The organism is Streptomyces sp. IBSBF 2435, from assembly GCF_036815005.1.
GTDB lineage: Bacteria > Actinomycetota > Actinomycetes > Streptomycetales > Streptomycetaceae > Actinacidiphila.
The window spans coordinates 1-26096 of record NZ_JAJSYW010000177.1 but is presented as its reverse complement, the minus strand read 5'-3'; the positions used below and the strand labels follow the sequence as shown (position 1 = coordinate 26096).

Below are 26096 nucleotides of genomic sequence, written 5' to 3'. Positions count from 1 at the left end.
CCCGCCGCCCCACCCGCCGCCCACGACGGCCGGCCGCCGTCCCGCCCCGCCGCGGGGCGGCGGCTGCCGCGTACGCTGCACCCGGTCGCCTGGTGGATCTGGGGCATCGGCCTGGCCACCGCCGTCAGCCGCACCACCAACCCGCTGCTGCTCGGCCTGGTCCTGGCCGTCCTCGGCTGGACCGTCACCGAGCGCCGCACCGACGCGCCCTGGGCCAAGGGCTTCAAGTACTACCTGTGGCTCGCGCTGACCGTCGTCGCCGTCCGGGTGGTCTTCCGCTGCGTCTTCGCCACCGGCATCACCCCCGCGGACCACATCGTCTTCCGGCTGCCCCGCGTCCCCACCCCGCACTGGTACGCCGGCATCCAACTCGGCGGCCCCGTCTCGCTGGAGGCCGCCTTGTCGGCGGCGACGGACGGGCTGCGGCTGGCCTGCCTGCTGTGCTGCATCGGCGCCGCCAACACCCTGGCCAATCCCAAGCGGGCCCTGCGGGTGCTGCCGGGCGCGCTGTACGAACTCGGCGTCGCCGTCACCGTGTCCATGAGTGTCGCCCCCCAACTCGTGGAGAGCGTCCAGCGGGTGAACCGCGCCCGCAGGCTCCGCGCCGACCGGGCCAAGGGCCTGCGCGCCCTGCGCAGCATCCTCATCCCGGTCCTGGAGGACGCCCTGGAGCGCTCCCTGCACCTCGCGGCGGCCATGGACTCCCGCGGCTACGGCCGGGCCGGCACCGCGACCCGGGCCTCCCGCCGTATCACCGGCGCGCTGATGCTGGTCGGCATGCTCGGCCTGTGCACCGGCGTCTACGGGCTGCTCGACGGGACCACACCGCGCTCGCTGGGGCTGCCCGCGATGCTGGGCGGATCCCTGCTGTGCTGCGCCGGGCTCGCGCTCGGCGGCCGGCGGGTGCGCCGCACCAGCTACCGGCCCGACCCGTGGCGGGCAGCGGAGTGGACCGTCGCGCTGTGCGGCTGCGCCTCGGCCGTGGTCCTGTTCGTCACCGCCGGCTACAGCGCGAACGACCTCAACCCGGGCCTGTACCCGCTGCGCTGGCCGTCGCTGCCGTGGCTGCCCGCCGCCGCGATCCTGCTGGCAGGCGTCGCCTCCTTCGCCGCGCCGCCCCCCTCCCGCGTCCCCGGCGCCCAGGCCGCGTCCGCGCGACCGCGGCCGCCCAAGGGCGCCGACTCTCCCAGCGAGGCCCTGCTGTGATCCGATTCGACCAGGTCAGCGTCCGCTACGACGGAGCCGACCGGCCCGTGCTGCGGGAGGTGGACCTGACCGTCGAGGAAGGCGAACTGTGCCTGGTCGTCGGCCGTACCGGCGCGGGCAAGTCCACCCTGCTCGGCACGGTCAACGGCCTCGTCCCGCACTTCACCGGCGGCACGCTGGCCGGCCGCGTCACCGTGGCGGGCCGGGACACCGCCGACCACCCGCCGCGCGAACTCGCCGACGTCGTCGGCGTGGTGGGCCAGGACCCGCTGGCCGGCTTCGTCACCGACACCGTCGAGGAGGAACTCGCCTACGCCATGGAGCAGTTGGCCGTCCCCGCCGACGTGATGCGCAAGCGCGTGGAGGAGACCCTCGACCTGCTGGGCCTGGCCGACCTGCGGCACCGGGCGCTCAGCGAACTGTCCGGCGGCCAGCAGCAGCGCGTCGCCATCGGCTCGGTCCTCACCGCCCACCCGCGCGTCCTGGTCCTGGACGAGCCCACCTCCGCGCTCGACCCGACCGCCGCGGAGGACGTCCTGGCGGCGGTCACCCGGCTCGTCCACGACCTCGGCATCACCGTGCTGCTCGCGGAACACCGCCTGGAGCGCGTCGTGCAGTACGCCGACCGGGTCCTCCACCTGACCGGCGACGGCACGGTGACCGCGGGGGCGCCCGCCGACGTCTTCCGTACCGCCTCGGTCGCACCGCCCGTCGTGGACCTCGGCCGGCTCGGCGGCTGGGACCCGCTGCCGCTGTCGGTACGCGACGCCCGCCGCGCCGCCGCGTCCCTGCGCCGGGAACTGGCCGTGCGGCCGGTACCGCCGGCCCGCCCCGCCACGGGCGACAGCGCCACGCTGCTGAGCGCGCGGGGCGTGGTGGTCCGCTACGGCGAGGTGATCGCCGTCCGCGAGGTCGACCTCGACCTGCGCGCGGGCCGGGTCACCGCCCTGATGGGCCGCAACGGCTCGGGCAAGTCGTCCCTGCTGTGGGCACTGCACGGAGCGGGCCCCCGCCAGGGCGGCACGGTGACGATGCCGGCGGTGCCGGGCACGGACCCGGCACCGCCCTCCACCGAGGCCGCGTCCGCGACCGGACCGGCGCCGGCAGGGGCGCCCCCGACCGGCCCCGGCCCCGCCCGTGCGCGGCGCTGGTTCGGGAGCCGGGCGGCGGACGTGCGGCGGGAGGACCGGCGGCGGGTCGGGCTGGTGCCGCAGACGCCCACCGACCTGCTCTACCTGGAGACGGTCGGCGCCGAACTCGACCGGGCCGACCGGGAGGCCGGCCCCGGGGCCGCGTCCGCCGCGCGGGACATCCTCGACCGGCTGGCACCCGGCATCGCCGACGGCTCCCACCCCCGCGACCTGTCGGAGGGCCAGAAGCTCTCCCTCGTGCTGGCCATCCAGCTCACCACCGCGCCCACCGTCGTGCTGCTGGACGAACCGACCCGCGGCCTGGACTACCAGGCCAAGCGGGCGCTCACCCGGATCGTGGACGCGCTGGCCGCCGAGGGCCGCAGCGTGGTGATCTCCACGCACGACGTGGAATTCGTCGCCGCGAGCGCCGATCGGGTCGTCGTCATGGCCGAGGGCGAGATCGTCGCCGACGGCCCCACCGCCGACGTCATCGTCGCCTCACCGGCCTTCGCGCCCCAGGCGGCCAAGATCCTCGCCCCGCTGCCGTACCTGACCGTCGCCCAGGTCGCCGACGCCCTCACCACGACGGGAGCCGGCCGATGACCGCGGCGGACGGGCGGGTCCGCGCGGCTCGCAGGCCCGGCACCGCGGTCCGCGTGCACGCCATGGCCCAGGTCACCGTCGTGCTGGCGGCCCTCATCGGCCTGGTCGCCTTCTTCTGGCCGTTCGTCGTCGCCCCCGGCCGCTTCGGCAGCTCGTACGCCCCGCCGCTGATCTTCGGCGTACTGCTCGTCCTCGTCCTGGCCGTCGTCTTCGCCCAGATCGCCGACGGCGGCATCGACGCCAAGGCGCTGGCCATGCTCGGGGTGCTCTCCGCCGTCAACGCCGCGCTGCGCCCGCTGGGCGCGGGCACCGCCGGGGTCGAGACGGTCTTCTTCGTGCTCGTCCTGGCCGGCCGGGTCTTCGGCCCCGGCTTCGGCTTCACCCTCGGCTGCACCTCGCTCTTCGCCTCGGCGCTGCTCACCGGCGGGGTCGGGCCGTGGATGCCGTACCAGATGTTCGGCTGCGCCTTCGTCGGCCTGCTCGCCGGACTCCTGCCCCGCGCCCGCGGAAAGGCCGAGATCCTGCTCCTGGCGGTATACGGTTCCGCCTCCGGCTATCTCTTCGGCTTCCTGCTCAACCTGTCCTTCTGGCCCTTCTCCGCCGACCCCGGCAGCTCCCTCGCCTATCTGCCGGGGCTGCCCTTCACCGAGCAGTGGCACCGCTACCTGGCCTTCGACGTCGCGACCTCGCTCGGCTGGGACACCGGACGCGCCGTCACCAACTTCCTGTGCATCCTGCTGGCGGGTCCGGCCGCCCTGACGACCTTCCGCCGTGCGGCCCGCCGCGCCAACTTCACCGCGGCCGTCGACTTCAAGCCGCCTGAGCAGCCGCCCGCGCCGCCCTCGCCGGAGCCCGCGCCCCGCCGAGAGGCCTGCTGAGCGCCCCGCTGAGCGCCCCCGGTGATCCACGCGCCCCCGACTTGTCACATCACCGGCTTCTCGTCAGTCACATATTCGGCAGGCACCGGTGAGAGAATGTGACGCGATGAACGAACACGACTTGCTGGCCAAACGATTCGAAACCGACCGCCCCCGGCTGCGCGCGGTGGCGTACCGGATGCTCGGCTCGCTCGCGGAGGCGGACGACGCCGTTCAGGAAGCCTGGATCAGACTGAGCCGCGCGGACGCCGACGCCGTGGAGAATCTCAGCGGCTGGCTCACGACGATTGTCGCCCGCGTGTCCCTGAACATGCTCAAGTCCCGCAAGTCCCGCCGCGAGGACCTCATGGACGCGGACGAGGCGGGCGGGACGCACCGGGCGGACGCGAGAGCCGACCCCGAGCAGGAGGCGCTGCTCGCCGATTCCGTCGGCCTCGCCCTGCTCGTCGTCCTCGACACGCTCACGCCCGTGGAGAGACTGGCGTTCGTCCTGCACGACATGTTCGCGGTCCCGTTCGAGGAGATCGCGCCCATAGTGGACCGCTCCCCGGCCGCGGCCCGCCAACTGGCCAGCCGCGCCCGCCGCCGGGTCCAGCAGGTCGGCTCCGACGCCGGCGCAGAAGGGCCGGGCGCCAAGGGCGCGGGTCCCAAGGGGGCGGCTCCCAGAAGCGCCGTGTCCAAGGGCGCCCAGGAGGACAGCGCCGACGCCGTCCAGGCGGGCAAGGCCGACTTGGTCCGCGCCTTCCTGGCGGCCTCCCGCGAGGGCCAGTTCGAGGCGCTGCTGGCCATGCTCGACCCGGACATCGTGGTCCGCACCGACCAGGCCGCCATCAAGATGGGCTCCGACGCCGATGTGTCCATAGAAGCCGAGCTGCGCGGCTCCGACGCCGTCACCCGCGCCTTCGTCAACCGCGTCTGGTCCCCGGTCCCGGCCCTCATCGACGGGGTTCCGGGCCTGATCTGGTCGCAGGACGGCGAGACGCGGGCCGCGTTCAGCTTCACCACCGAGGACGGCAGGATCACCGCCATCGACGTCCAGGCCGAACTGGCGGGCCTCCGGATCACTGTGAGCTGACCCGCCCGGACACGCGTCAGGGGCGGTCTCCTGGAGACCGCCCCTGGCGAGGAGCCGGCCGGCCGCCCGGCTGCGGCTATCAGTCGGTGAGGGCGTCGAAGGCCTTCAGCAGCTTCCGCTGGATGTCGCTGATCTGGTAGTACGCCCCGAGCTTGTAGTACTCCTCGGTCGGCGAGAGGGTGAGCCCGTAGACGAGCGTGCGCTTCTCGCCGGCGTACGCGTACGGGGCGTTGTTCGCGTACGTCGAGAACTGCGCGATGTCCGCCTCGTCGGTGGCCGGCACCAGCGTCGGGTCGGTGGAGATCACCGCGAAGCACAGCCGCTCGATCTTCCCGGAGTCCCAGCTGAGGGTGGGGTAGAGGGCGAAGGACCGCTTGACGAACTCCAGCCCCGCCTCACCCGGGATGTGCAGCCCCAGCTCGCGCACCAGTTCCAGGACGGGCCCGGGCTGGAGGTACGCGGAGGAGAGGTTGCTGAAATACAGGTTCACCTGGCGGCGCTTGTAGTCGATCGAGGTCATCTGCACTTTGTCGAGGCCGTAGCGGGCGAACAGCTCGGCGTTCTCGGCCACGCTCGGCGGCATGGACGGGATGTCGATCAGCTGCGCGACACCCGGCATGTTGTCCGTGGGGAAGAAGGCGTAGGTCTTCTTGAAGCCGCCGGTGACCTCGCCGTCGACGGCGAACATGGACACCGGAAGGGCCTTCTGGGTGTCCGCGAGCAGATCGCCGACCGGGTGGTCCTGGCCCTCGATGAGGCCGCTCGCCAGAGCGGCGGCGTACGGGTCGCCGTGCTCGGCCGGCACCGAGATGCTGAAGTCGAGCTCTGTCGCGTGCCGTCCGCTCGCCATCGAGAAGACGATCACGCCGTCGGCGAGTGTGTCCTGGAACGCGGTCAGGATCGGCCGGATCTTGTCACGTGAGCAGGCCACATCCAGCAGTTGGGCCGCTTCCTCCATGGCCGAATACACGCGCTCGACTTCAGCGGCTCCGGACATTGAATCCTCCACGCGTCGATCTTGACGGGCTGTCTGAACGTACTCGGACCATGGGCGGCGCCCCGGCGGCGTCACTGAAGGTGGCGCTGCGTACACGATCCATCCGGCCAAGCATTGGTCACGCGCCTTGGCCGGGACTGTGGGTCCGGTTGGCGTCGGCTTGGCGGCCGTGCGGTACCGCCAGGCCGGTACGGGGCCGGGGCGGCCGGGCGCGGTCCCGTACGGGGCCGGGTCGGAGCGGGGCCGCGTTCCGGAGCCGGTCCGGCGCGGGGTTCAACGTGTGCCGACGACCTCGTCCTGGCTCCCGCGCCCCGAGACCGCCTCGGTGACCGACCGGGCGACGTCCCGGCCGGTGAGCCCGGCCCGCTCCAGGATGTCGCGCCGGGTGTCGTGGTCCAGGAACTCCTGGGGGAGGGCGAAGGGGATCACCGGGGTGTCGACGCCGGCCAGCCGCAGCGTGCGGGCCACCGCGTCGCCGAAGCCGCCGGCGATGCCGTTGTCCTCGACGGTGACCACCAGCCGCGCGTCGCGGGCCGCGGCGGTCAGCGCCGGGTCCACCGGCTTGACCCAGCGCGGGTCGACGGCGAGCGCGCCGATGCCCTGGTCGGCCAGCCGGCCCGCGGCGTCCGCGCACACGCCGGCCATCACCCCGGCGCCGACCAGCAGCACATCCGTCGCCAATCCCTCGGCGGGGCGGGCCACGACGTCCATGCCGCCGAGCCGGCCGAGGCCGGGGACCTCGTCGCCGGCCGGCGCCTTCGGGAAGCGCAGCAGGGTCGGCCCGGTGGCGTCGTCCACCGCCTCGGCGAGCAGTTCGGCCAGCCGCAGCGCGTCACGCGGCGCGGCGATCCGCAGCCCGGGCACGAGCTGGCCGAGCGAGCCGTCCCACATGCCGTTGTGGCTCGCGCCGTCCGGGCCGGTCACGCCGGCCCGGTCCAGCACGAAGGTGACCGGCAGCCGGTGCAGCGCCACATCCATCAGCACCTGGTCGAACGCGCGGTTCAGGAAGGTCGAGTAGAGCGCCACCACCGGGTGCATACCGCCCATGGCCAGCCCGGCGGCGCTGGTCACCGCGTGCTGCTCGGCGATCCCGACGTCGAAGACCCGGTCCGGGTACGCCGCCGCGAAGGGCGCGAGCCCGGTCGGGTGCAGCATCGCGGCGGTAATCGCCACCACGTCCCGGCGCCGCCCCGCGATCCGCAGGATCTCGTCCGCGAAGACGTGCGACCAGGTCCTGGCCGCCGCCTTCACCGTCGTCCCGGTCAGCGGGTCGGTGCCCGCCGCGACCTGGTGCAGGCGGTCCTCGTCGTTGTTCTCGGCGGGCGGGTAGCCGTATCCCTTGCGGGTGAGCACATGCACGATGACCGGCCCGCCGAAGCCCCGCGCGTCCGCGAGCGCCCGCTCCACCCCGGCCTGGTCGTGGCCGTCGATCGGGCCGACGTACTTCAGGCCCAGGTCCTCGAACATCACCTGCGGCTGGAGTACGTCCTTGATCCCCTTCTTGATGCCGTGCAGCGTCTCGTACAGCGGGGTGCCGACCAGCGGGGCGCGCGGCAGCGTCGTCTTGACCGAGTCCAGGACGCTCTCGTAGCGCCGCGTGGTGCGCACATGGGCGAGGTGCGCGGCGAGGGCGCCATGGGTCGGCGCGTACGAGCGGCCGTTGTCGTTGACGACGATCACCACCCGGTTGTCCTTGGCCGCCGCGATGTTGTTCAGCGCCTCCCAGGCCATCCCGCCGGTCAGCGCGCCGTCGCCGATGACCGCCACCGCGGTCCTGTCCAGCTCGCCGCGCAGCCGGAAGGCCTTCGCCAGCCCGTCCGCGTACGACATCGACGTCGAGGCGTGCGAATTCTCCACATGGTCGTGCGCCGACTCGGCCCGGCTCGGGTAGCCCGACATGCCGCCCGGCTGCCGCAGCGTGCCGAACTCGGCCTGGCGGCCGGTCACCAGCTTGTGGACGTAGGACTGGTGGCCGGTGTCGAAGACCAGCGGATCGCGGGGGGAGTCGAACACCCGGTGCAGCGCGATGGTCAGCTCCACCACCCCGAGGTTCGGGCCGAGGTGCCCGCTGTTCGCCGACACCGTCGAGATCAGGCGGTCCCTGATCTCCGCGGCCAGGACGGTCAGCTCTTCCGGCCCCAGGCCCTTGAGATCCTGCGGGCCGCGGAGTGAATCAAGGAGTGTCATGCCGTAACACTCCTGGCACCGCTGAAATTCAGTCAAGTCGTCACCAGGAGCAACATATTGCCCCTGGTCGACCGGGTGACAGTTTCTTGTTACGGTGCAGCCTGGGTGACCGTTCGGCGGTCGGCCGGGACGCACGTCCTCGTTCCATGAGGAAACGGGATCCCTGGGGCCATCCGCCGCGAAAGCGGACACTGTGCCAGTTCCAACGCATTCACTCTGGCTGCTTACGGTAAGTGAAAGATTCATTGAGTCGGTTATTGGATATATGGTCCGCCAGGAATCCTGACGGCCCTTGACTGGCTATCGGTTCGCAGCTACACTAGCTCGGGCGGAGCAGAATAACGTATCGCAGCGGGGGCGCGAAATGCAATTTTTGCCGCACGACTGGAATCCGGCCACGGGTGTCATGACCAGATGAGGTGTTTCTGGTCGCCGGGTCTTCGTGCGGTGCACGCGCTCTCCGCCGACCGCACAGCAGCCGAGCAGCGCATCCCCCGAAGGGTTGCGTGATCTCTGGGCTGCATTTTTTATGGGTGAGTGCGCTCTGAAAGTCGTCTCATTTAGGCCGTTCGCGCACACTGCACGGGGCGTTCGGCGACTGGATACTGCCTGGCGGGGACGCCCGCCAGCCTGCCAAGCCGTAACCCGGTCCTGGCCAGGCGCCCGGATCAGGCGGTGCGATGTTGGGAGTTCGGGATGGCGAACCATAAAGTCAACGTCGATACGCCAGCCATCGGCGCTGAGTTAAGCGGCGACCCCAGGTCGCGGCTCGATGGCGAGGAGCGGCCGGGACCCGGCAATGGAGATGCGCGGCGCATCGCGGAGCTGGAACGTGAAGTGTGGGAGCTGCGCCGCACCAACGAGTTTTTGAAAGTGTATTTCGCAAAAGAACTCGACCTTGATCCGAAAAACCCGCCGGCCGCCCGGGTGGTCGGTACGATCGGCGACAGAATCCACGCCGACGCCGTCGCGGCGGCGGCTCCCGCGCCGCCCGGCACGGTGCGATGGACGCCCGCACAGCCGCCGCGTATTCCGGACACCCCGCAACCCATGGCGGAGTTCCGGGCACTCGGCCCGATCGAGGCGGTCGTGGGCGGCCGGCTGGTCGATCCGGGAGCGCCCAAGCAGCGCGCATTGCTGGCGCTGCTGGTCAGCAAGGTGGGACAGCCGGTGGCCGTCGACATGATCGTCGAAGAGCTGTGGACCGGAAATCCCCCGCCGTCGGCGATCACCTCGCTCCAGGCCTATGTGGCCAATTTGCGACGGGTGCTGGAACCGCATCGCGCGCCGCGGACGCCCGCCACTGTTCTGCGTACCTACGGCCGCGGCTATCTGCTGGACAACCGTGTCGTCGAGGTCGACGTCCACCGCTTCAGCGAGCGCGCGACCGCCGGATGGCAGGCGCTGGACTGGGGCGAACCGCAGCAGGCGGTACGGGAGTTCGAGGCGGGACTCGCCCTGTGGCGGGGCCAGGCCTACGCCGAGGTGGCCGACACCACCTATGTGCGGCCCGACGTGGCCCGGCTGGAGGAGCTGCGGCTGTCGGTGGTCGAGGGCCGCTGCGCGGCGCTGCTCGCGGTGGGCGCCCACGAGATGGCCGTGGCGGAACTGGAGGCCTTCACCCGGGCCCACCCGTTGCGCGAGTACGGCTGTGAGCTGCTGAGCCTGGCGCTCTACCGGGCCGGCCGGCAGGCCGACGCGCTGGCGGTGCTGCGCACCAACCAGAAGCGGCTGGCCGACGAGCTGGGGATCGACCCGAGACCGGCGCTCCAGCACCTGGAGAACGAGATACTGAACCACGCGCCCGCGCTGGACTGGCGGCCCCATCCCAGGGCGGTCGCCAAGTCGGCCTGACCGCCGGCAGTGAAGCTCCGCCGCACGAGGGCGACCTGTCATGTCGCCCTCGCGCAGCGGAGCTTCGCCGTGTCCGGCGGCCGTCCGCGGGCCCGGCCCGGCAGGGCGTGCGGGACGCCGCCAAGCCGGCACCAACCCGGTGACCAGTCCCGGCCAATTCCTCCGGCCGATGCTGGGTGCCCTGCGCACGCGCCAGCGGACGTCGTTCTTCGGCCCGTCAACTTTCGGCCCGTCAACTTTCGGGCCGTCACCTCAGGGAAGGCAGAACATGGAGGCTATCGAGGTTCCGGTTCTGATTGTGGGCGGCGGCGGGTGCGGCCTGTCCGCGTCCGTCTTCCTGTCCGACCACGGTGTCGACCACCTGCTGGTGGAACGGCACACGGACACGTCGAAGCTGCCCAAGGCGCACTACCTCAACCAGCGCACCATGGAGATCTTCCGCCAGCACGGCCTGGCGGAGGCCGTGACCGAGCGTGCGGCGCCGCTGGAGAAGTTCGGCAAGGTGCGCTGGCAGACCACGCTGACCGGCGACGGGCCGCTGGACGCGAAGGTCATCCACGAGATGGACGCCTTCGGCGGCGGCGCGCTGACCGAGCCGTACGCGAAGGCCGGCCCCATCCTGCCCATCAAGCTCCCGCAGCTGCGGCTGGAGCCGATCCTGCGCAGCCACGCCGAGCAGCGCAATCCCGGGCGGATCCGGTTCGGCCACGACCTGGTCTCCTTCTCCGACGACGGCGACCGCGTCACCGCCGAGATCCGCGACCTCGCGACCGGCGAGACCACCAGCGTCGTCGCACGGCACGTCATCGCGGCCGACGGCGGCCGGACGATCGGACCCGCGCTCGGCGTGGAGATGCAGGGCGTGACACGGATGGTCGACGTCACCACCGCCTACTTCTCCGCCGACCTGTCGCCGTGGTGGCACGAGGGCACGATCATCACCTGGTTCCTCAACCCCTACCGCCCCGACCTGTCCAGCACCCTGCTGGAGATGGGGCCGAGCTGGGGCAGGAACTGCGAGGAGTGGGGCCTGCACTTCGTCCCGGGCGGCGCCGACCCCAACGACCCGCACGCGATCTCCGCCAGGATCCGCGAGGTCCTGGGCCTGCCGGAGCTGGACCTGACGCTGCACAAGGTGTCGTACTGGAGCGTCGAGGGCGTACTCGCCGACCGCTACCGGGAAGGGCGCGTGCTGATCGTCGGCGACGCCGCCCACCGCCAGCCGCCGACCACCGGGCTCGGCCTGAACGGCGGCATCCAGGACGTGCACAACCTCGCATGGAAGCTCGCCGCCGTGGTCTCCGGCCGCGCGGACGACAGCCTGCTCGACAGTTACGAGGCGGAGCGCCGGCCGCTGGGCAAGCGGAACGTGGACTGGGGCCTCTCCACCTGGTTCCACCACCGGCTCATGACCGAGGCCGCCGTCGGCCTGGGCGCGCACATCCCGCCGGAGCGCCGGCCCTCGGCCTTCGCCGCGTACTTCGACCCGTCACCGGTCGGCGAGGTCGTACGGGCGCGGGCGGCGGAGATCTTCCGCACCCACCGCGCCGAATGCCAGGCGCACGACCTGGAGATCGGCTTCAACTACGAGGAGGGCGCGCTCATCCCGGACGGCAGCCAGCCGCCGCCGCGCGCCCCCATGGCCGACGTCCACCACCCCACGACCCGCCCGGGCCACCTGCTGGCCCACGCGTGGATCGAACGCGACGGGCACCGCCTGTCCACCCATGACCTGACCGGGTCCGGGACCTCCTTCGCGCTGCTGACCGGCCCCGCGGGAACCGCCTGGAGCGAGGCCGCGGCGCAGGTCGCGGCGAAGTTCTCGATCCCGATCGCCACCGCCGCCATCGGGGACGGCGCGCAATACGCCGACACCGACGGCGGGTGGGCCGCCGTACGGGAGATCACCGACGAGGGCGCCGTCCTGGTGCGTCCCGACAACCACGTGGCATGGCGCAGCACCGGCGCCGGCGACAGCCCGGCGGACGTCCTGGGAGAGGCGATCTCCCGAATTCTGGAGCACAAGGCCACTGACGGGCGGTAGTTCTGCAAGGCCTGGGCGCCCAGCGGAGCCTCGTCGTCCGTTCGACGCGACTAGGAGACGATCATGTCCACACGGAGTGCGGCACCCGCGGCGGGACCGGGGTCGGGTGCGGCCGGGCCACCGGCCGCCGATTCACGGCGGTGGCTGATCCTCATCGTCATCTGCACCGCCTACCTCATGATCACCCTCGATGTGACGGTGATGAACCTCGCGCTGCCGTCGGCCCAGGACGCGCTGCACTTCTCGAACGCGGACAAGCAGTGGGTCGTGACCGCGTACGCGCTGTCCTTCGGCAGCCTGCTGCTGTTCTGCGGGCGGCTGGCCGACCTGATCGGCCGCAAGGAGGCCTTCGTCATCGGCCTGGTCGGCTTCGCGGGCGCCTCCGCCGTCGGCGGCGCCTCGAACAGCTTCGGCATGCTGGTGACGGCCCGCGCCTGCCAGGGCGCCTTCGCCGCGCTGCTGGCGCCGACCGCCCTGTCCCTGCTGGCCACGACGTTCAGCGACCCCAAGGAGCGCGGCAAGGCCTTCGGCGCCTTCAGCGCGGTCGCGGCCAGTGGCGGCGGCCTGGGCCTGCTCATCGGCGGTGCGCTGACCTCGGGCCTGTCCTGGCGCTGGTGCATGTACGTCAACCTGCTCTTCGCCGCCTTCGCGGTGGCCGGCGCGCTGACGCTGCTGGCCAGGCAGCCCAGGACCGGCGCCCGGATGGACATCCCCGGTGTGGTGCTGGGCTCCGGCGGGATGTTCTGTGTGGTCTACGGCTTCTCCAACGCGGCCTCGCACAGCTGGCACGCGACCTCGACCTGGGGCGTACTCGCGGTCGGCGGGGTGCTGCTGGTGGCCTTCGCCCTGTGGCAGCTGCGCGCCGCGGACCCGCTGCTGCCGCCCCGGGTCGTGCTGGACCGCAACCGCGGCGGGGCCTACCTCACCGCGCTGATCGTCGGCGTCGGCATGTTCGGCGTCCTGCTGTTCCTCATCTACTACATGCAGACCGACCTGGGGTACTCGGCGATCACCTCGGGCGTCGCCCTGCTGCCGATGGTCGGCGTCACCGCCGTGGCGAGCAACGTCGGCAACATCGTGGTGATGCCGAAGTCCGGCCCGCGCCCGCTGGTCGCCGGCGGCCTGCTGCTCAACGCGGCCGGCCTGGCCTGGCTGACCAGGATCGGCCCCGACTCGGGCTACGCGACGGCCCTGCTCGGGCCGACCATGGTGTTCGGGCTCGGCATGGGCTTCATCTACGCGGCGGCGCTGCGTACCGGCACCTCCGGGGTGACACCGCGCGACGCGGGCATCGCCTCGGCGGCCATCAGCACCGGGCAGCAGCTCGGCGGCGCGATCGGCACCGCGCTGCTCAACACCATCGCCGCCAGCGCCACCACCGACTACCTGAGCAGCCATGTGCACGCGAAGCCCACGGCGGCGCAGGTCCACCTCGCGACGATCCACGGCTACAGCACCGTCTTCTGGTGGTGCACTGCCATCTTCGCGGTCGGCGCGGTCGTGTGCGGAGCGATCCTGCGCGGCGGCCCGCTGCCGGCGCCCGCCTACGCGCCCGCCGCCAAGCCGGCCGCGCCGGCCGAGACCGCGCGGTCCTGATCCGCCAAGCCGGCGCCAAGCGGCCGAACAGTCCCAGCCAAGACTTGTGATCAATGCTGAGGCGCCTGGAGCAGCGAAGGCCGGGCCTGTCACAGCCGTGAGGGGCCGCCGTCTGCGGTGCGCCCCGGTGTCAAGCAATCGGATCACCCGAACCCGGAGGAGTTGAGGCCAAGATGTGGCGTCTCAAAACGAGTCGGATGTTGTTCGCCGGCGTGGCGGCGGCGGCAGCGCTCGTCGGCGTAAGCGCCGGACCCTCGGCGCAGGCCCAGGCGGAAAGCCGCCATCATCCGGCCCATCTGACCAGTAACGCACCCGTGACCGTGGTGGCCAGCGGGCTGAACTCGCCGCGCAGCCTGGTGTGGGGGCCGCGCGGCCACCTCTACGCCTCCGAGGTGGGCGGCGCCCCCGACTTCTGTGTGGGCACCGGCTTCCCGACCAAGTGCTTCGGCTTCACCGGGTCGGTCGCGGACGTCTCGTCCGGTGCGCCGGTACGGGTCGTCACCGGCCTCGCGTCCAACTTCAACCAGGAAGAAGTGGTCGGCGCCAACGGCCTGACCTACGCCAACGGCCACCTCTACGTCCTGGAGACCGGCTCGGCGCAGCAGATCGTGCCCGAGGTCCCCGCGGACCTGCGCAGCGCGCTCACCAAGCAGTACGGAGGCCTGCTCAAGGTCACCGGCAACTCGGTGAAGTCGGTGGCGAACGTCGGCTACGTCGACTACGAGTGGACGAAGGTCCACAAGGACCTCAACCCCGAGGACTTCCCCGAGTCCAACCCGTACGCGGTGACGCCCAAGCCGGGCGGCGGCTTCTACACCGTGAACGCGGCGTCGAACACGCTGGACTCGGTCGACGTGTGGGGCAACGTCCACGTGCTCAAGTACATCCCCGACACCTCGACCGGCCCGGACGCGGTGCCGTCCTGCGTCGCGGTGGGCAAGGACGGATCGGTCTACGTCGGTGAGATCACCGGCAAGCCCAGCTCGTCCACCGAGGCCAAGATCTTCAAGTACGCGCCCCGCACCGGCAAGCTGACGGTGTGGCAGAGCGGATTCAGCGCCATCAGCGGCTGCGGCTTCGGCGCCAACGGCGACTTCTACGTGACCGAGTTCGACACCACCGGCTTCCTGCCGACCGGTGACCCGATCGGTGACGTCGTCCAGATCAACCACCAGGACAACTCGCGCACGGTCCTGGCCTCCGGCAAGCTGTTCGCGCCCACCGGCTTCCTGGCGGGCCCCGACGGCTCCATCTACGTGGCCAACAAGACCATGCTGTGGCCGGCCTGCGACGACGCACCGGCCTGCACGACCTCGGGAACCGTCACCGCGCACGACGGTGAGATCGTCAAGATCGGCTGATCCCGGCCGGTCACCTCCGTGGGGGGGGGGGGGGGGGGGGGGGGGGGGGGGGGGGGGGGGGGGGGGGGGGGGGGGGGGGGNCCCCCCCCCCCCCCCCCCCCCCCCCCCCCCCCCCCCCCCCCCCCCCCCCCCCCCCCCCCCCCCCCCCCCCCCCCCCCCCGGGCACCGCAGGATCCGTCCACTGTTCTGTGATCGGAGAACACCACCATGCGTGCTGGCATCTGGCTCATCGGCGCCCGGGGATCCGTCGCCGCCACCAGCGTGGTCGGAGCGCTCGCGCTGCGCGCCGGGCTGACCGACCCGGTGGGCTGCGTGACCGCTCACCCCGCGCTGAACGCCGCCGCGCTGCCCGGCTACGGCGACCTCTTCTTCGGCGGCCACGACGTGACGACCGGGCCGCTGGCCAAGAAGGCCGAGCAACTCGCCGCCGCCGGAGTCGTACCCGCCCGGCTGGTGCAGGCCCTGGAATCCGACCTCGCCGCGGTGGACGCGGACCTGCGGCAGGCCCCCGACGGCGCCACGCAGGCCGACACCGCCGAGGCGATCACCCGCGACCTGACGGAATTCCGCACCCGGCACCGCCTCGACCGGGTCGTGGTGGTCAACGTGGCCTCCACCGAGCCCGCGACCGCGCCGCACCCCGCCCACGACGGCCTCGACGCGCTGAGGACCGCACTGGCCGGGCACGGCAAGGTGCTGCCGGCCAGTTCGCTGTACGCCTACGCGGCCTTCAACGCCGACTGCCCGTACGTGGACTTCACCCCCTCCACCGGCGCCCGGCTGCCGGCGCTGGCCGAACTCGCGGCCGAACGCGGCCTGCCCTACGCCGGCCACGACGGCAAGACCGGTGAGACGCTGCTGAAGTCGGTGCTCGCCCCGATGTTCGCGATGCGCAACCTCCAGGTCCGCTCCTGGTCGGGCGTCAACCTGCTCGGCGGCGGCGACGGCGCCAACCTCGTCGACCCGGGGGCCAACGCGGCCAAGACCGAGAGCAAGCAGCGGGTGCTGCACGAGACCCTCGGCTACGCGCCCGACGGCGACACCCGTATCGACTACGTGGCCGACATCGGCGACTTCAAGACGGCGTGGGACCTGATCACCTTCGGCGGCTTCCTCGGCACCGGGATGTGCCTGCAGTTCACCTGGCAGGGCTGCGACTCCGCGCTCGCGGCGCCGCTGGTCCTGGACCTGGCCCGGATCACCCTGGCCGCCCACGAGGCCGGCCGCAGCGGGCCGCTGGAGTCGCTGGCGTACTTCTTCAAGGACCCGCTGGGCGACGTGGACCACGCGCTGCACGCCCAGTTCGAGGACCTGCGTACCTTCATCGCCGCGCTGGACAGCGGCAGCTAGCACGTACCCGCACCCGACGGCCGGGGGGGGGGGGGGGGGGCGGGGGGGGGGGGGGGGGGGGGGGGGGGGGGGGGGGGGGGGGGGGGGGGGGGGGCGCCCCCCCCCCCCCCCCCCCCCCCCCCCCCCCCCCCCCCCCCCCCCCCCCCCCCGCCCCCCGCCCCCCCCCCCCCCCCCCCCCCCCCCCCCCCCCCGCCCCCCCCCCCCGGGGGGGGGGGGGGCCCCGCTGCCGTCTCGGTGCGCCAGGCCGGTCAGGGGACGATGACCTGCGGCTTGCCGGCCGGCGCGTCGCCGTCTTCCGCGGCCTCCTCGGCGAGCCGCATGGCATGGTCGATCAGCGTCTCGACGATCTTGGACTCGGGCACCGTCGCGACGACCTTGCCCTTGACGAAGATCTGCCCCTTGCCGTTGCCCGAGGCGACGCCCAGGTCCGCCTCGCGGGCCTCACCGGGACCGTTGACGACGCAGCCCATCACCGCGATTCGCAGCGGCACCTCCATCCCGTCCAGACCCGCGGTGACCTCCTCGGCGAGCTTGTACACATCCACCTGCGCCCGGCCGCACGAGGGGCACGAGACGATCTCCAGCCGTCGCTCGCGCAGCCCGAGGGACTCCAGGATCGCGATCCCGACCTTGGCCTCCTCGGCCGGCGGCGCCGACAGCGACACCCGGATCGTGTCCCCGATCCCCTCGGCCAGCAGGACCCCGAAGGCCACCGACGACTTCACCGTCCCCTGGAAGAACGGCCCGGCCTCGGTCACCCCCAGGTGCAGCGGGTAGTCGCACGCCGCCGCCAGCTTCCGGTACGCCGAGATCATCACCACCGGGTCGTGGTGCTTGACCGAGATCTTCAGGTCCTGGAAGCCGTGCTCCTCGAACAGCGAGCACTCCCACAGCGCCGACTCCACCAGCGCGTCCGGCGTCGCGCTGCCGTACTTGGCCATCAGCCGCTTGTCCAGCGACCCGGCGTTGACCCCGATCCTGATCGGAACCTGCGCGTCGCCCGCGGCCTTGGCGATCTGCGCCACCTGGTCGTCGAACTGCTTGATGTTGCCCGGATTGACCCGCACCGCCGCGCACCCCGCGTCGATGGCGGCGAACACGTACCGCGGCTGGAAGTGGATGTCGGCGATCACCGGTATCTGCGATTTGCGGGCGATCTCCGGCAGCGCCTCGGCGTCGTCGGCCGACGGCACCGCCACCCGTACGATCTGGCACCCGGACGCCGTCAGCTCCGCGATCTGCTGGAGCGTGGCGTTGACGTCCGCCGTCACCGTCGTGGTCATCGACTGCACGCTCACCGGCGCTCCGCCGCCCACCAGCACCGCTCTGTCGTCGTGGCCCAGCCTCAGCTGCCGGCTCACCCTGCGCGGGCCGAGGGTCTGTGGCACCTTGGGCATGCCGAGATCCACCATGTGTGAAAATCCTCTCCGTTCGGTCATGCGGGCCGTGCGGTCGTGCGGGGCCGGCACATCGGGTGCCTCCCGGTCTCGGTGCGCCGTCAGCGGTCGCGGTAGGCCACCTGCGCCGCCATCGCGCCCAGCCGCCGCTGCCAGCCCTCGGCCAGCGGCGCCGACGCCAGTGCGGCACGCGCGGCCGTGACGAGCTGGTCGATCTGCCGCTCGACGTCCTGGCGCACCCCCGAGGCGAGCAGCGCGGCGCTGAGCGCGACCGGGTCCCAGCTGCCGTCCTCGCCGTCCGTGATCAGCCGGGCCACCTCGGCGTCCCTGGCGGCGGCCAGCGACAGCAGCAGCGTCACCTTGTGCTCGCTGACGTCCAGGCCGGCCGGCTTGCCGGTCGCCGCGGAGTCGCCGAACGCGTCGAGCAGGTCGTCGCGCAGCTGGAACGCCTCGCCGGCCGCGACCCCGTACGCCTCGAAGGCCGCCTCCAGGTCCGACCGGCCGGCGATGGACGCGCCGAGCTCCAGCGGCCGGTGGATGGTGTAGCGGCCGGACTTGCACACCGCGATCCAGCGGGCCAGCTCCGGGTCGGGCACCGCCTCGGCGGCCAGCGCGATGTCGAGCTGCTGGCCGATCAGCATCTCGGTGCCCAGGTGCGACCAGATCTCCATGGCCGGGCCCGGCAGCCCGCCGGTGAGCCGGTTGGCGTAGCTGAACGCCAGGTCGCCGGCCAGGATCGCGACGCCCTCGCCGTACCTGCGGGCCTCACCGGTCCAGCCGCGTGCCGCGTGCAGGGCGGCCTGCTTGGCGTGCACGGTCGGGACACCGCGCCGGGTCGGGGAGTTGTCCAGGACGTCGTCGTGCAGCAGGGCCGAGGCGTGCAGCAGCTCAAGGCCCGCCGCCGCCGCGACGACCGCGTCCTCGGCCGCCTTGTCGGCGTCCGGGCCGCCGACCGTACCGCCGGCCGCCAGGTAGCCGCTGATGCAGAAGGTGGGGCGCAGCCGCTTGCCGCCCGCCGAGACCAGCTCCAGGATCGCCTCGACCGGCACCGCCGCGCGGGCGTCGACCGCTCCCCAGCGCGAGCACTCGGCATTGAGCAGGTCCTCGATGCGCGCGGTGACCCGGGCGAGCAGCTCGGCGGCGGCGGCGTCGGCGGCGGCGTCCGCCGCGTCGCCGCGGGCCGGCGGCTCCAGGCCCAGCGGCGGCCTGAACACCACGGTCTCCACGGCTGACACCTCGGTCTCGACGTCGGTGTACCCCAGCGACGCGAGCCGCTCGACGACCTGGTCGACCAGGATCTCCGGCGCACTCGCCCCGGAGGTCACGCCCACCGTGCCGACGCCGGCCAGCCACTGCGGGTCCAGGTGGTCCACGTCGGGCAGCAGCTCGGACCGGGTGCCGGCGTCCCGCGCGACCTCCACCATCCGCACGGTGTTGCTGGAGTTGGCCGACCCGATGACCAGCACCAGGTCGCTGAGTTCGGCGAGCGCCTTCACGCCGTTCTGCCGGTTCTGGCTGGCGTAGCAGACGTCGTCGGTGCCGGGGCCGGTCAGCCCGGGGAAGCGCTCCTGGAGGATCGACACGATCTCGATCGTGTCGTCCACCGACAGCGTGGTCTGGGTGAGGTAGCTGACCGCCGCCCCCGCCGGGAGGTCGAGCCGCCTGGCCTCCTCCGCGTTCTCCACGATGACGGTACGCTCCGGGGCCTCCCCGTATGTGCCCTCGATCTCCTCGTGGTCCGCGTGCCCGACCAGGATCAGCGTCCGCTCGTCGCGGGCGAACCTGATGGCCTCCTGGTGGACCTTGGCGACCAGCGGGCAGGTCGCGTCGATGACGTCCAGCTGCCGTGCGGCGGCGTTGCTGCGCACCTGCGGGGACACGCCGTGCGCGGAGAAGATGCACACCGCGCCGTCCGGCACCTCGGTCTCCGAATCGACGAACCTCGCGCCGCGCTCCTCCAGCCGGCGCACCACGTATTCGTTGTGCACGATCTGCTTGCGTACGTACACCGGCGCGCCGTGTATCTCCAGCGCGCGCTCCACGATCTCAATGGCCCTGCGCACACCGGCGCAGAAGCCACGCGGTTCTGCCAGAATGACCTTCTTGCCGCCCGCTTGCTGCGTGTTTTCCAATGTGGTAGCCATATGGGAAAGGGTGGAGAACGCCGGGGGCGAACACAAGGATGACGGTGGGGCAAATTATTGTCACTCCGGCCGATTGAGATGGCCGGTAAGTCGTGCCCGCAGAAGCCGGCGGTGACTGTTCCGCGAGTTGGCGCCGACTTGGCGGCCCGCCCGGCCGCCCCGCCGAAAGCCGCGCCGCCGGGCGCGTTGAGCCGCGCTGAGCGCCTGTGACCTGCGCCGACAAGATCGGTTGCGGATTTTCCCGACTCTGCCAAGTCGACACCAAGCCGATCGCAAGTTAAATGGGAAACGATATGGCTTGTGCACCCTGCAGGTGGCCGCGATACGGCCGGTCCTGCTGTGACGGGTGGGCAGCATCACGAGATCACGGGGAAATCTCTACCCACAGAAGGCGGATGCCAGGTATGGCAACTCTGTGCAAGCCAGCGGTGAGCGTGCCGGAATACGTCATCACCATGGAAGACACCCTGGAATTTGCCAAGAAGGTGCACAAGGGAAAGCCGCAGCTTCCGTTGGCGCTCCGGCTGATCCAGAAGACCGGGGTCCGCAAGCGGCATATCGTCCAGCCCATCGAGAAGACCCTGAGCCACCCGGGCTTCGAGGAGCGCAACCGGATCTACGAGGTCGAGTCGAAGAAGCGGTGCCCCGAGGTCATCGAAAAGGCGCTGGCGAACGCGGGCGTGACGGCCCAGGACATCGACGCCATTATCTACGTCTCCTGCACCGGCTTCATGATGCCCTCGCTCACCGCCTGGCTGATCAACACCATGGGGTTCAGGTACGACACCCGGCAGATACCCATCGCGCAGCTCGGCTGCGCGGCCGGCGGCGCAGCGATCAACCGCGCCTACGACTTCTGCCAGGCCCACCCCGAGTCCAACGTGCTGATCGTCTCCTGCGAGCTGTGCTCGCTGTGCTATCAGCCGGTCGACGACAACATCGGCGCGCTGCTGTCCGACGGGCTGTTCGGCGACGCGGTCGCGGCCGCCGTCGTCCGGGACACCGGCGGCACCGGCATGCGCCTGGAGCGCAACGCCTCCTACCTCATCCCGGGCACCGAGGACTGGATCTCCTACGCCGTACGCTCCACCGGCTTCCACTTCCAGCTGGACCGCCGGGTGCCGGGGACGATGGAACCGCTGGCCCCGGTGCTGCGCGATCTCGCCGCCGAGCACGGCTGGGACGTCGCCAACCTGGACTTCTACATCATCCACGCCGGCGGTCCGCGGATCCTGGACGACCTGTGCAAGTTCCTCAACGTCGACCGGAGCATGTTCCGGCACAGCTGGGCGACCCTGACCGACTACGGGAACATCGCCAGCGCCGTCGTGCTGGAGGCCCTGCGCAGGCTGTTCGAGGAGGACACGATGCTGCCCGGCGCCAGCGGCATCATCGCCGGCTTCGGCCCGGGCATCACCGCCGAGATGGCCGTGGGCAGCTGGGTGACGGACGCGCCGCGGACCGCGGGACCGACCCCGCTCGCCGCTTCGGCGACCCCCCTGGCGTGACACGTCGCGCACACGACCCACTCGTCCACGCGGGCGCGGAAAGCAGCATGTTCGTTCCGACCGGAGGTCCGCGGGCCGGCCTCCGGTCTCCTGAAGCGTCGCCGGAGGTGGCCACGTTGGACCCGATTCCCTTGGTTCACGCGAGTTTGGGCAAGAAGGAGCTGGCAGCCGTCGAGGAGGTGTTCTCGTCGGACTGGACGGCCGGTCAGGGCCCCCGGGGCAAAGCGCTGGAGGTGGAACTGGCCGAGCGCTACGGGGTCGCCGACGCGGTCACGCTCAGCAGTTGCGCCGCCGCCCTGCACCTGGCGCTGCTCGCGCTCGGCGTCAAACCGGGCGACGAGGTGATCGTCGCCGACTACACCTTCCCCGCCCCGGCCCACGCGGCCCACTACCTCGGCGCGGTCCCGGTCTTCGCCGACGTACGCCCCGACACCGGCACCATCGACCCGCAGGCGGTGGCCGACCTGATCGGCCCGCGGACGGTCGGCGTCATCGCGGTGGACACCGTCGGCCTGCCCGCCGACTACGCCGAACTGCTGGCGATCACCGAACGGCACGGCCTGTTCCTGGTCGAGGACGCCGCCTGCGCGGTCGGCGCCACCTACCAGGGGCGCCCCGCGGGAGCGCTGGCGCCGGTGGGCTGCCTGTCCTTCCACGGCCGCAAGGGCATCACCAGCGGCGAGGGCGGCGCCCTGCTGGCCGCCGACCCGGCGGTCGGGGCCGACGTACGGCTGCGGTCGTCGTTCGGCATCGGCAGCATCTTCGACAAGTCGCAGATCGTCGGCCTGCCGATCCCGGAGTTCACCGAGATCGGATACAACTACAAGCTGTCCGACATCGCCGCCGCGATCCTCCAGGTGCAGCTGGGCCGGATCGAGGAGCTGCTGGAGCGGCGCAACACGGTGGCCGCGCGCTACGCGGAACTGCTCAAGGACGAGGAGCTGCTCACGCTGCCGCACGTCCCGGCCGACCGCACCCACGCCTGGCAGTCCTACCTGGTGGCGCTGGACCCGCGGGTGGACCGCGCCGGCGTCGCCGCCGAACTGCGGGCCCAGGGCATCGGCTGCGGGCACGGCACGTGGGCGAGCCATCTGCAGCCGGTCTACCGGACCAAGCAGACCTGCCCGGTCTCGGCGGACCTCTTCCGGCGCCAGCTCGCCATCCCCATGCACGCCGAACTCACCGTCGATCAGGCCGAGCGGGTCGTGACGTCGCTGCGCGCCGCCCTGCGGAACAACACGGGACCGCACCGCGGGCCCGCGGCGACATCCCCCGTCGACAACCAGCCCGAGAACCAGGAAGGGGCGTCATGAGCGACGACCAGCCGACATCGGATCGGATCATGCGGCTCATCACCGGCTACTGGGCCACCGGCATCCTGGGAGCGGCGGCGAGCCACTCGCTGTTCACGCACCTGGAGGACGGCGCGACCACCGCCGACCAGCTCGCCGACCGCGCCGCGATCTCGCACCGCGGCGCGCAGGCCCTGCTCGACGGCCTGGTCAGCGTCGGCCTGGTCGAACTGCGCGACGGCCACTACCGCAACTCCCCGGAGGCGTCCGCCTTCCTGGTGGAGGGCCGGCCCACCTGCCTGAGCGGCTTCGCCAAGCTCAAGGCGGGCCACATGGCCTCGCTGGCGGGGCTGCCCGAGGTCGTCCGCGCCGGCGGTCCGCTGACCGACGCGGTGGTCGAGGTGGCCGACAACCCGCACTGGGAGGAACTGGTCCAGGCCCTGGCCGCGCAGTCCGTCCCGGTGGCGACGATCGCCGCCGACACCCTGAAGGTCGCCGAGGCCGGCGACATCTCGATCCTCGACATCGGCGGCGGCTCCGGCGTCTACTCGGGCATCTGGCTCGAACGCAACCCGGTCGCCCGCTCCACGCAGCTCGACTGGGCGCCGATCAACGCGATCGCCCGCCGGCTGCTGGCCGAGCGGGGCGTGGGCGACCGCGTCACCTACGTGGACGGCGACTTCCACACCACCGAGCTGGGCACCTCCGCCGCCTACGACGTGGTGGTGTACTCCAACATCGCCCACCAGGAGGGCCCCGAGGACAACATGGCGGTCTTCGCCAAGGTGCGCAGCGTCCTCAAGCCCGGCGGCACCCTGGTCGTCTCCGACTACATCGTCGACGACGACCGCAGCGGGCCGCCGTACCCGCTGACCTTCGCCGCGGAGATGCTGCTCAAGAGCAGGCACGGCAGCACCTGGCGGCGCTCGGACTACCACGACTGGCTCATCAAGACCGGCTACGAGGACATCACCTTCCAGACCACGGCGTCGCCGGCCACATTGATCTTCGCCCGGTAGCAGGCCGGCGGTGTGGGCGGGAGCGCAACGGACTAGTGGTGGAGGCATGCGTTGCCATGACCGGTGCCGCCGCAGCTCCTACGAAGGGTCACGAGGAGACGTCAGGCCTCGGCGACCTGCTGCTCAATCGGATGACAAGTCCTGCCGGATACATCGGCACCACCCCGACGGCGCTGATCGGCCGCTCCCGTGACCTGGAGCGGCTCGCCGCGGTGACCGCCGCCCCCGAGGCCGGTCTCGTGACGGTGACCGGCCCCGCCGGGGTGGGCAAGAGCCGCATGGTGATGGAGTTCTTCCGCCACCAGGAGAGCCGGCCCGGCCGCACGGTCGAGGTCTTCGACTTCGGGCAGGTCACGGACACCTCCGTGGCCGGCCTGATGCTCCGGCAGCTCAGGGAACAGTGCTACGAGGGCTCGCCGCGCGTCAGGAAGGCCCTGGAAAGGGTCGGCGCGGGCAAGCACACCCTGCTGTTCGACCACTACGAGGACGTCGCCGACGACCTCGCCCCGCTGGTCGCGGAACTGCGCAGGCGCTGCCCGCAGGTGCGCATCGTCTCCGTCGGCACGGCCAGGCTCGGCCTGTACGGCGAGCGGGTCGTCCGGCTCGGGCCGCTGCCGGTCGCCGACGCGGCCGAGGACGACGACCCGGCGGCCGTCGCCCGCGTCCCGGCCGTCGAGCTGTTCGTGCAGTGCGCGCGGGCGGTGCGGCCGGAATTCACGCTGACCGCGGCCAACGCGCGCCATGTGCTCGCGCTGTGCCGGCGGGTCGGCGGCCTCCCGCTGGCGGTCGAACTCGCCGCCGCGCAGGTCAAGCTGGCCGAACCCGACCTGATCCTGGAGCGGTTCGAACAAGGGGCCTGCGACCTGCGCAGATTCGACCACCACCCGTACTCGCGGCACGCCAGCGTGAGCGACATGGTGTCCTGGGTCTTCGCCCGGCTGCGCGCGGACGAGCGCCGACAGCTGACCCATCTGGCCGTCTTCGAGGGGCAGTTCACCATGCGCGCGGCCGTCGGCGTGGTGGACGGCTTCGGCGGCAGCACCTTCAGGACCATGGAACAGCTCATCGACAAGAGCGCCCTGATCGCCGACGAGCGGCACGACGGAGAGCTGCGGCTGAGCATCCCCAGCGCGGTACGGCTGGCCGCGGCCGGCGCGCTGGCCCGGCTTCCGGTCCACGCGGCGCTCCGGCAGGCGCACGCCGAATACTTCCGTACCGTCGCCGACGCCCGGGCGACCGGCGGCAGGCCAGGGCCCGGACCCGAGACCCGCGCGGACCTGCTGGCGGCCTTCGGCCACTGGCGGGAAGCCGGCGACGGGCGGGCCATGGCGGTGATCGCGCACGCGCTGCGGGGCCAGTCCGCCGGAGCGGCCCAGGCCCGGCAGTGCCTGCGGCTGGCCGAGGAGGTGCTGCGGGCCGGGGTCGACGACCCGCGGCTGCACGCCCGCACCCTGGAGGCGGCCGGCGCGTCGGCCCTGCTGCTGGCCTCCGCGTCGGCGCGCGGCCACCTCGACCGGGCCAGGGACGCCTACCGGGCGCTGCACGACCGGGACGGCGCGGTGCGATGTCTGGGGCTGCTCGGCGACGAGGCCTACGCGGCGGGCGACCTCGACCGGGCGCGCCGCCGCTTCGAGGAGGGCCTGGCCGTACCGGCCGACCCGGCCGCGGACGGCGCGGCGGCAGAGCGGCGGCGGCTCACCCGGCGGCTCGCGGCCGTCCTGCGGGACGCGGGCAGCCTGACCCGGGCCGGCGAACGGGCACTGGCCGCCCTGGAGTCCGACCTCGGCCGGGACGACGCGGCCGGCGCGCCGCTGGCCAGATACGTACTCGCCACCGTCCGCTGGCTGGAGCACGACTCGGCGCAGGCCCGCGCGCTCTTCGCCGACGCCGCCCGGCAGATCGGCGCCCTGCCCGACGCGCCGGAGCGCCCCGAGTGCCTGGAACTGCTGGCGTCCACCGTGTGGAAGTGGCGCCGGGTGACCGACTGGCGGCTGCTCACCTCCGTCCTGGGCCTGGCGGAGCACCTGCGCCGCAGGACGGGTCCGCCCCGGCCGAGGCCGCTGACCGCGCTGGTCACCCCGGTCCTCGCCGCAGCCAGCCAGGAACTCGGCTCCGACGAGTACGCCCGGGCCTGGCGCTCGGGCGCCGGCCTGGCCTGGGAGGCGGCCCTGCGGCTGATCCCGGGCGACGACCCGGCGCCGGCCGTCGTGCCGGAGGTGCCCGCCGAGGTCGCGGACCTGCTGACCAAGCGCGAGCTGGAGGTCGCCCTGCTGGTGGCCGAGGGCCTGACCAACCGGGTCATCGCCCGTGAGCTGGGCATCGCCGAATGGACCGTCGTGAACCACCTCCGCAAGGTGATGCGCAAGCTCGACTGCCAGTCCCGCGTCCAGGTCACCCGCCGCCTGTCCGCCTCCTGAGCGGGGGCACCCCCACCGGTGCCCCCGCTCAGGAG

General features: G+C 72.4%; 17 protein-coding genes. 13 read left to right on the top strand and 4 right to left on the bottom strand.

Annotated features, from left to right (window positions below):
• The first annotated feature begins 63 nt into the window (after positions 1-63).
• The 4 genes from V7E46_RS26945 to V7E46_RS26930 all read left to right on the top strand — a co-directional run bounded on the left by V7E46_RS26945 (position 64) and on the right by V7E46_RS26930 (position 4895).
• The gene (locus V7E46_RS26945; RefSeq protein ID WP_333770836.1) at positions 64-1206 is read left to right on the top strand and encodes an energy-coupling factor transporter transmembrane component T; all 1143 of its coding nucleotides are present in this window, start codon (positions 64-66) and stop codon (positions 1204-1206) included.
• A complete protein-coding gene (locus V7E46_RS26940; protein ID WP_333770833.1) occupies positions 1203-2942 on the top strand; it encodes an ABC transporter ATP-binding protein in 1740 nt (579 codons plus the stop codon). Before V7E46_RS26945 ends, V7E46_RS26940 begins: the two co-directional genes overlap by 4 nt.
• 62 nt (positions 2943-3004) lie before the next feature.
• Positions 3005-3820 (top strand): ECF transporter S component, encoded by an 816-nt coding sequence (locus V7E46_RS26935; RefSeq protein ID WP_333770835.1) that lies wholly within the window; start codon positions 3005-3007, stop codon positions 3818-3820.
• Between the two features lie 106 nt (positions 3821-3926).
• A complete protein-coding gene (locus V7E46_RS26930; protein WP_333770832.1) occupies positions 3927-4895 on the top strand; it encodes a sigma-70 family RNA polymerase sigma factor in 969 nt (322 codons plus the stop codon).
• A gap of 79 nt (positions 4896-4974) precedes the next feature.
• On the opposite strand, the gene V7E46_RS26925 is transcribed toward V7E46_RS26930, so the two are convergent.
• Positions 4975-5892 carry an aromatic prenyltransferase gene (locus V7E46_RS26925; protein ID WP_333770831.1) on the bottom strand — a complete coding sequence of 306 codons (918 nt, stop codon included), beginning with the start codon at positions 5890-5892 and terminating at the stop codon, positions 4975-4977.
• Positions 5893-6165: 273 nt separating this feature from the next.
• Positions 6166-8079: a 1-deoxy-D-xylulose-5-phosphate synthase gene (gene dxs, locus V7E46_RS26920; RefSeq protein ID WP_333770830.1), complete on the bottom strand. Its 1914-nt coding sequence runs from the start codon at positions 8077-8079 to the stop codon at positions 6166-6168.
• A gap of 1050 nt (positions 8080-9129) precedes the next feature.
• Here dxs and V7E46_RS26915 point away from each other — a divergent pair.
• From V7E46_RS26915 to V7E46_RS26895, 5 genes are all read left to right on the top strand, one after another.
• Positions 9130-9933, top strand: coding sequence for an AfsR/SARP family transcriptional regulator (locus V7E46_RS26915; RefSeq protein WP_333770829.1), 804 nt, complete (start codon positions 9130-9132; stop codon positions 9931-9933).
• Positions 9934-10201: 268 nt separating this feature from the next.
• The gene (locus V7E46_RS26910) at positions 10202-11977 is read left to right on the top strand and encodes an FAD-dependent monooxygenase (protein ID WP_333770828.1); all 1776 of its coding nucleotides are present in this window, start codon (positions 10202-10204) and stop codon (positions 11975-11977) included.
• Between the two features lie 63 nt (positions 11978-12040).
• Complete coding sequence (locus tag V7E46_RS26905) at positions 12041-13573, top strand: MFS transporter (protein WP_333770827.1); 1533 nt, start codon at positions 12041-12043, stop codon at positions 13571-13573.
• Between the two features lie 197 nt (positions 13574-13770).
• Positions 13771-14934, top strand: coding sequence for a ScyD/ScyE family protein (locus tag V7E46_RS26900; protein WP_333770826.1), 1164 nt, complete (start codon positions 13771-13773; stop codon positions 14932-14934).
• Between the two features lie 207 nt (positions 14935-15141).
• Positions 15142-16284 (top strand): inositol-3-phosphate synthase, encoded by a 1143-nt coding sequence (locus V7E46_RS26895; protein WP_333770825.1) that lies wholly within the window; start codon positions 15142-15144, stop codon positions 16282-16284.
• 248 nt (positions 16285-16532) lie between these two features.
• On the opposite strand, the gene ispG is transcribed toward V7E46_RS26895, so the two are convergent.
• Positions 16533-17681 (bottom strand): flavodoxin-dependent (E)-4-hydroxy-3-methylbut-2-enyl-diphosphate synthase, encoded by a 1149-nt coding sequence (gene ispG / locus V7E46_RS26890; RefSeq protein WP_333770834.1) that lies wholly within the window; start codon positions 17679-17681, stop codon positions 16533-16535.
• A gap of 101 nt (positions 17682-17782) precedes the next feature.
• Complete coding sequence (gene ispH, locus V7E46_RS26885) at positions 17783-19825, bottom strand: 4-hydroxy-3-methylbut-2-enyl diphosphate reductase (RefSeq protein ID WP_333770824.1); 2043 nt, start codon at positions 19823-19825, stop codon at positions 17783-17785.
• Between the two features lie 404 nt (positions 19826-20229).
• Between ispH and V7E46_RS26880 the strand changes: the two genes are divergently transcribed.
• The 4 genes from V7E46_RS26880 (at position 20230) to V7E46_RS26865 (ending at position 26061) form a co-directional block, all read left to right on the top strand.
• Positions 20230-21333, top strand: a complete 1104-nt coding sequence (locus V7E46_RS26880) for a type III polyketide synthase (protein ID WP_443054359.1) — start codon at positions 20230-20232, stop codon at positions 21331-21333.
• Positions 21334-21449: 116 nt separating this feature from the next.
• Positions 21450-22646, top strand: coding sequence for a DegT/DnrJ/EryC1/StrS family aminotransferase (locus tag V7E46_RS26875; protein WP_333770821.1), 1197 nt, complete (start codon positions 21450-21452; stop codon positions 22644-22646).
• A complete protein-coding gene (locus V7E46_RS26870; protein WP_333770820.1) occupies positions 22643-23644 on the top strand; it encodes a class I SAM-dependent methyltransferase in 1002 nt (333 codons plus the stop codon). Before V7E46_RS26875 ends, V7E46_RS26870 begins: the two co-directional genes overlap by 4 nt.
• A 131-nt stretch (positions 23645-23775) precedes the next feature.
• The gene (locus tag V7E46_RS26865; RefSeq protein ID WP_333770819.1) at positions 23776-26061 is read left to right on the top strand and encodes an ATP-binding protein; all 2286 of its coding nucleotides are present in this window, start codon (positions 23776-23778) and stop codon (positions 26059-26061) included.
• Positions 26062-26096 lie beyond the last annotated feature (35 nt).

Excerpts from the sequence above, each read along its gene's own strand:
- V7E46_RS26935 (WP_333770835.1), top strand. The coding sequence starts at position 3,005 with ATGGCCCAGGTCACCGTCGTGCTGGCGGCCCTCATCGGCCTGGTCGCC.
- V7E46_RS26930 (WP_333770832.1), top strand. The coding sequence starts at position 3,927 with ATGAACGAACACGACTTGCTGGCCAAACGATTCGAAACCGACCGCCCC.
- V7E46_RS26925 (WP_333770831.1), bottom strand. The coding sequence starts at position 5,892 with ATGTCCGGAGCCGCTGAAGTCGAGCGCGTGTATTCGGCCATGGAGGAA.
- dxs (WP_333770830.1), bottom strand. The coding sequence starts at position 8,079 with ATGACACTCCTTGATTCACTCCGCGGCCCGCAGGATCTCAAGGGCCTG.
- V7E46_RS26915 (WP_333770829.1), top strand. The coding sequence starts at position 9,130 with ATGGCGGAGTTCCGGGCACTCGGCCCGATCGAGGCGGTCGTGGGCGGC.
- V7E46_RS26910 (WP_333770828.1), top strand. The coding sequence starts at position 10,202 with ATGGAGGCTATCGAGGTTCCGGTTCTGATTGTGGGCGGCGGCGGGTGC.
- V7E46_RS26905 (WP_333770827.1), top strand. The coding sequence starts at position 12,041 with ATGTCCACACGGAGTGCGGCACCCGCGGCGGGACCGGGGTCGGGTGCG.
- V7E46_RS26900 (WP_333770826.1), top strand. The coding sequence starts at position 13,771 with ATGTTGTTCGCCGGCGTGGCGGCGGCGGCAGCGCTCGTCGGCGTAAGC.
- V7E46_RS26895 (WP_333770825.1), top strand. The coding sequence starts at position 15,142 with ATGCGTGCTGGCATCTGGCTCATCGGCGCCCGGGGATCCGTCGCCGCC.
- ispG (WP_333770834.1), bottom strand. The coding sequence starts at position 17,681 with ATGCCCAAGGTGCCACAGACCCTCGGCCCGCGCAGGGTGAGCCGGCAG.
- ispH (WP_333770824.1), bottom strand. The coding sequence starts at position 19,825 with ATGGCTACCACATTGGAAAACACGCAGCAAGCGGGCGGCAAGAAGGTC.
- V7E46_RS26880 (WP_443054359.1), top strand. The coding sequence starts at position 20,230 with ATGGCAACTCTGTGCAAGCCAGCGGTGAGCGTGCCGGAATACGTCATC.
- V7E46_RS26870 (WP_333770820.1), top strand. The coding sequence starts at position 22,643 with ATGAGCGACGACCAGCCGACATCGGATCGGATCATGCGGCTCATCACC.
- V7E46_RS26865 (WP_333770819.1), top strand. The coding sequence starts at position 23,776 with ATGACAAGTCCTGCCGGATACATCGGCACCACCCCGACGGCGCTGATC.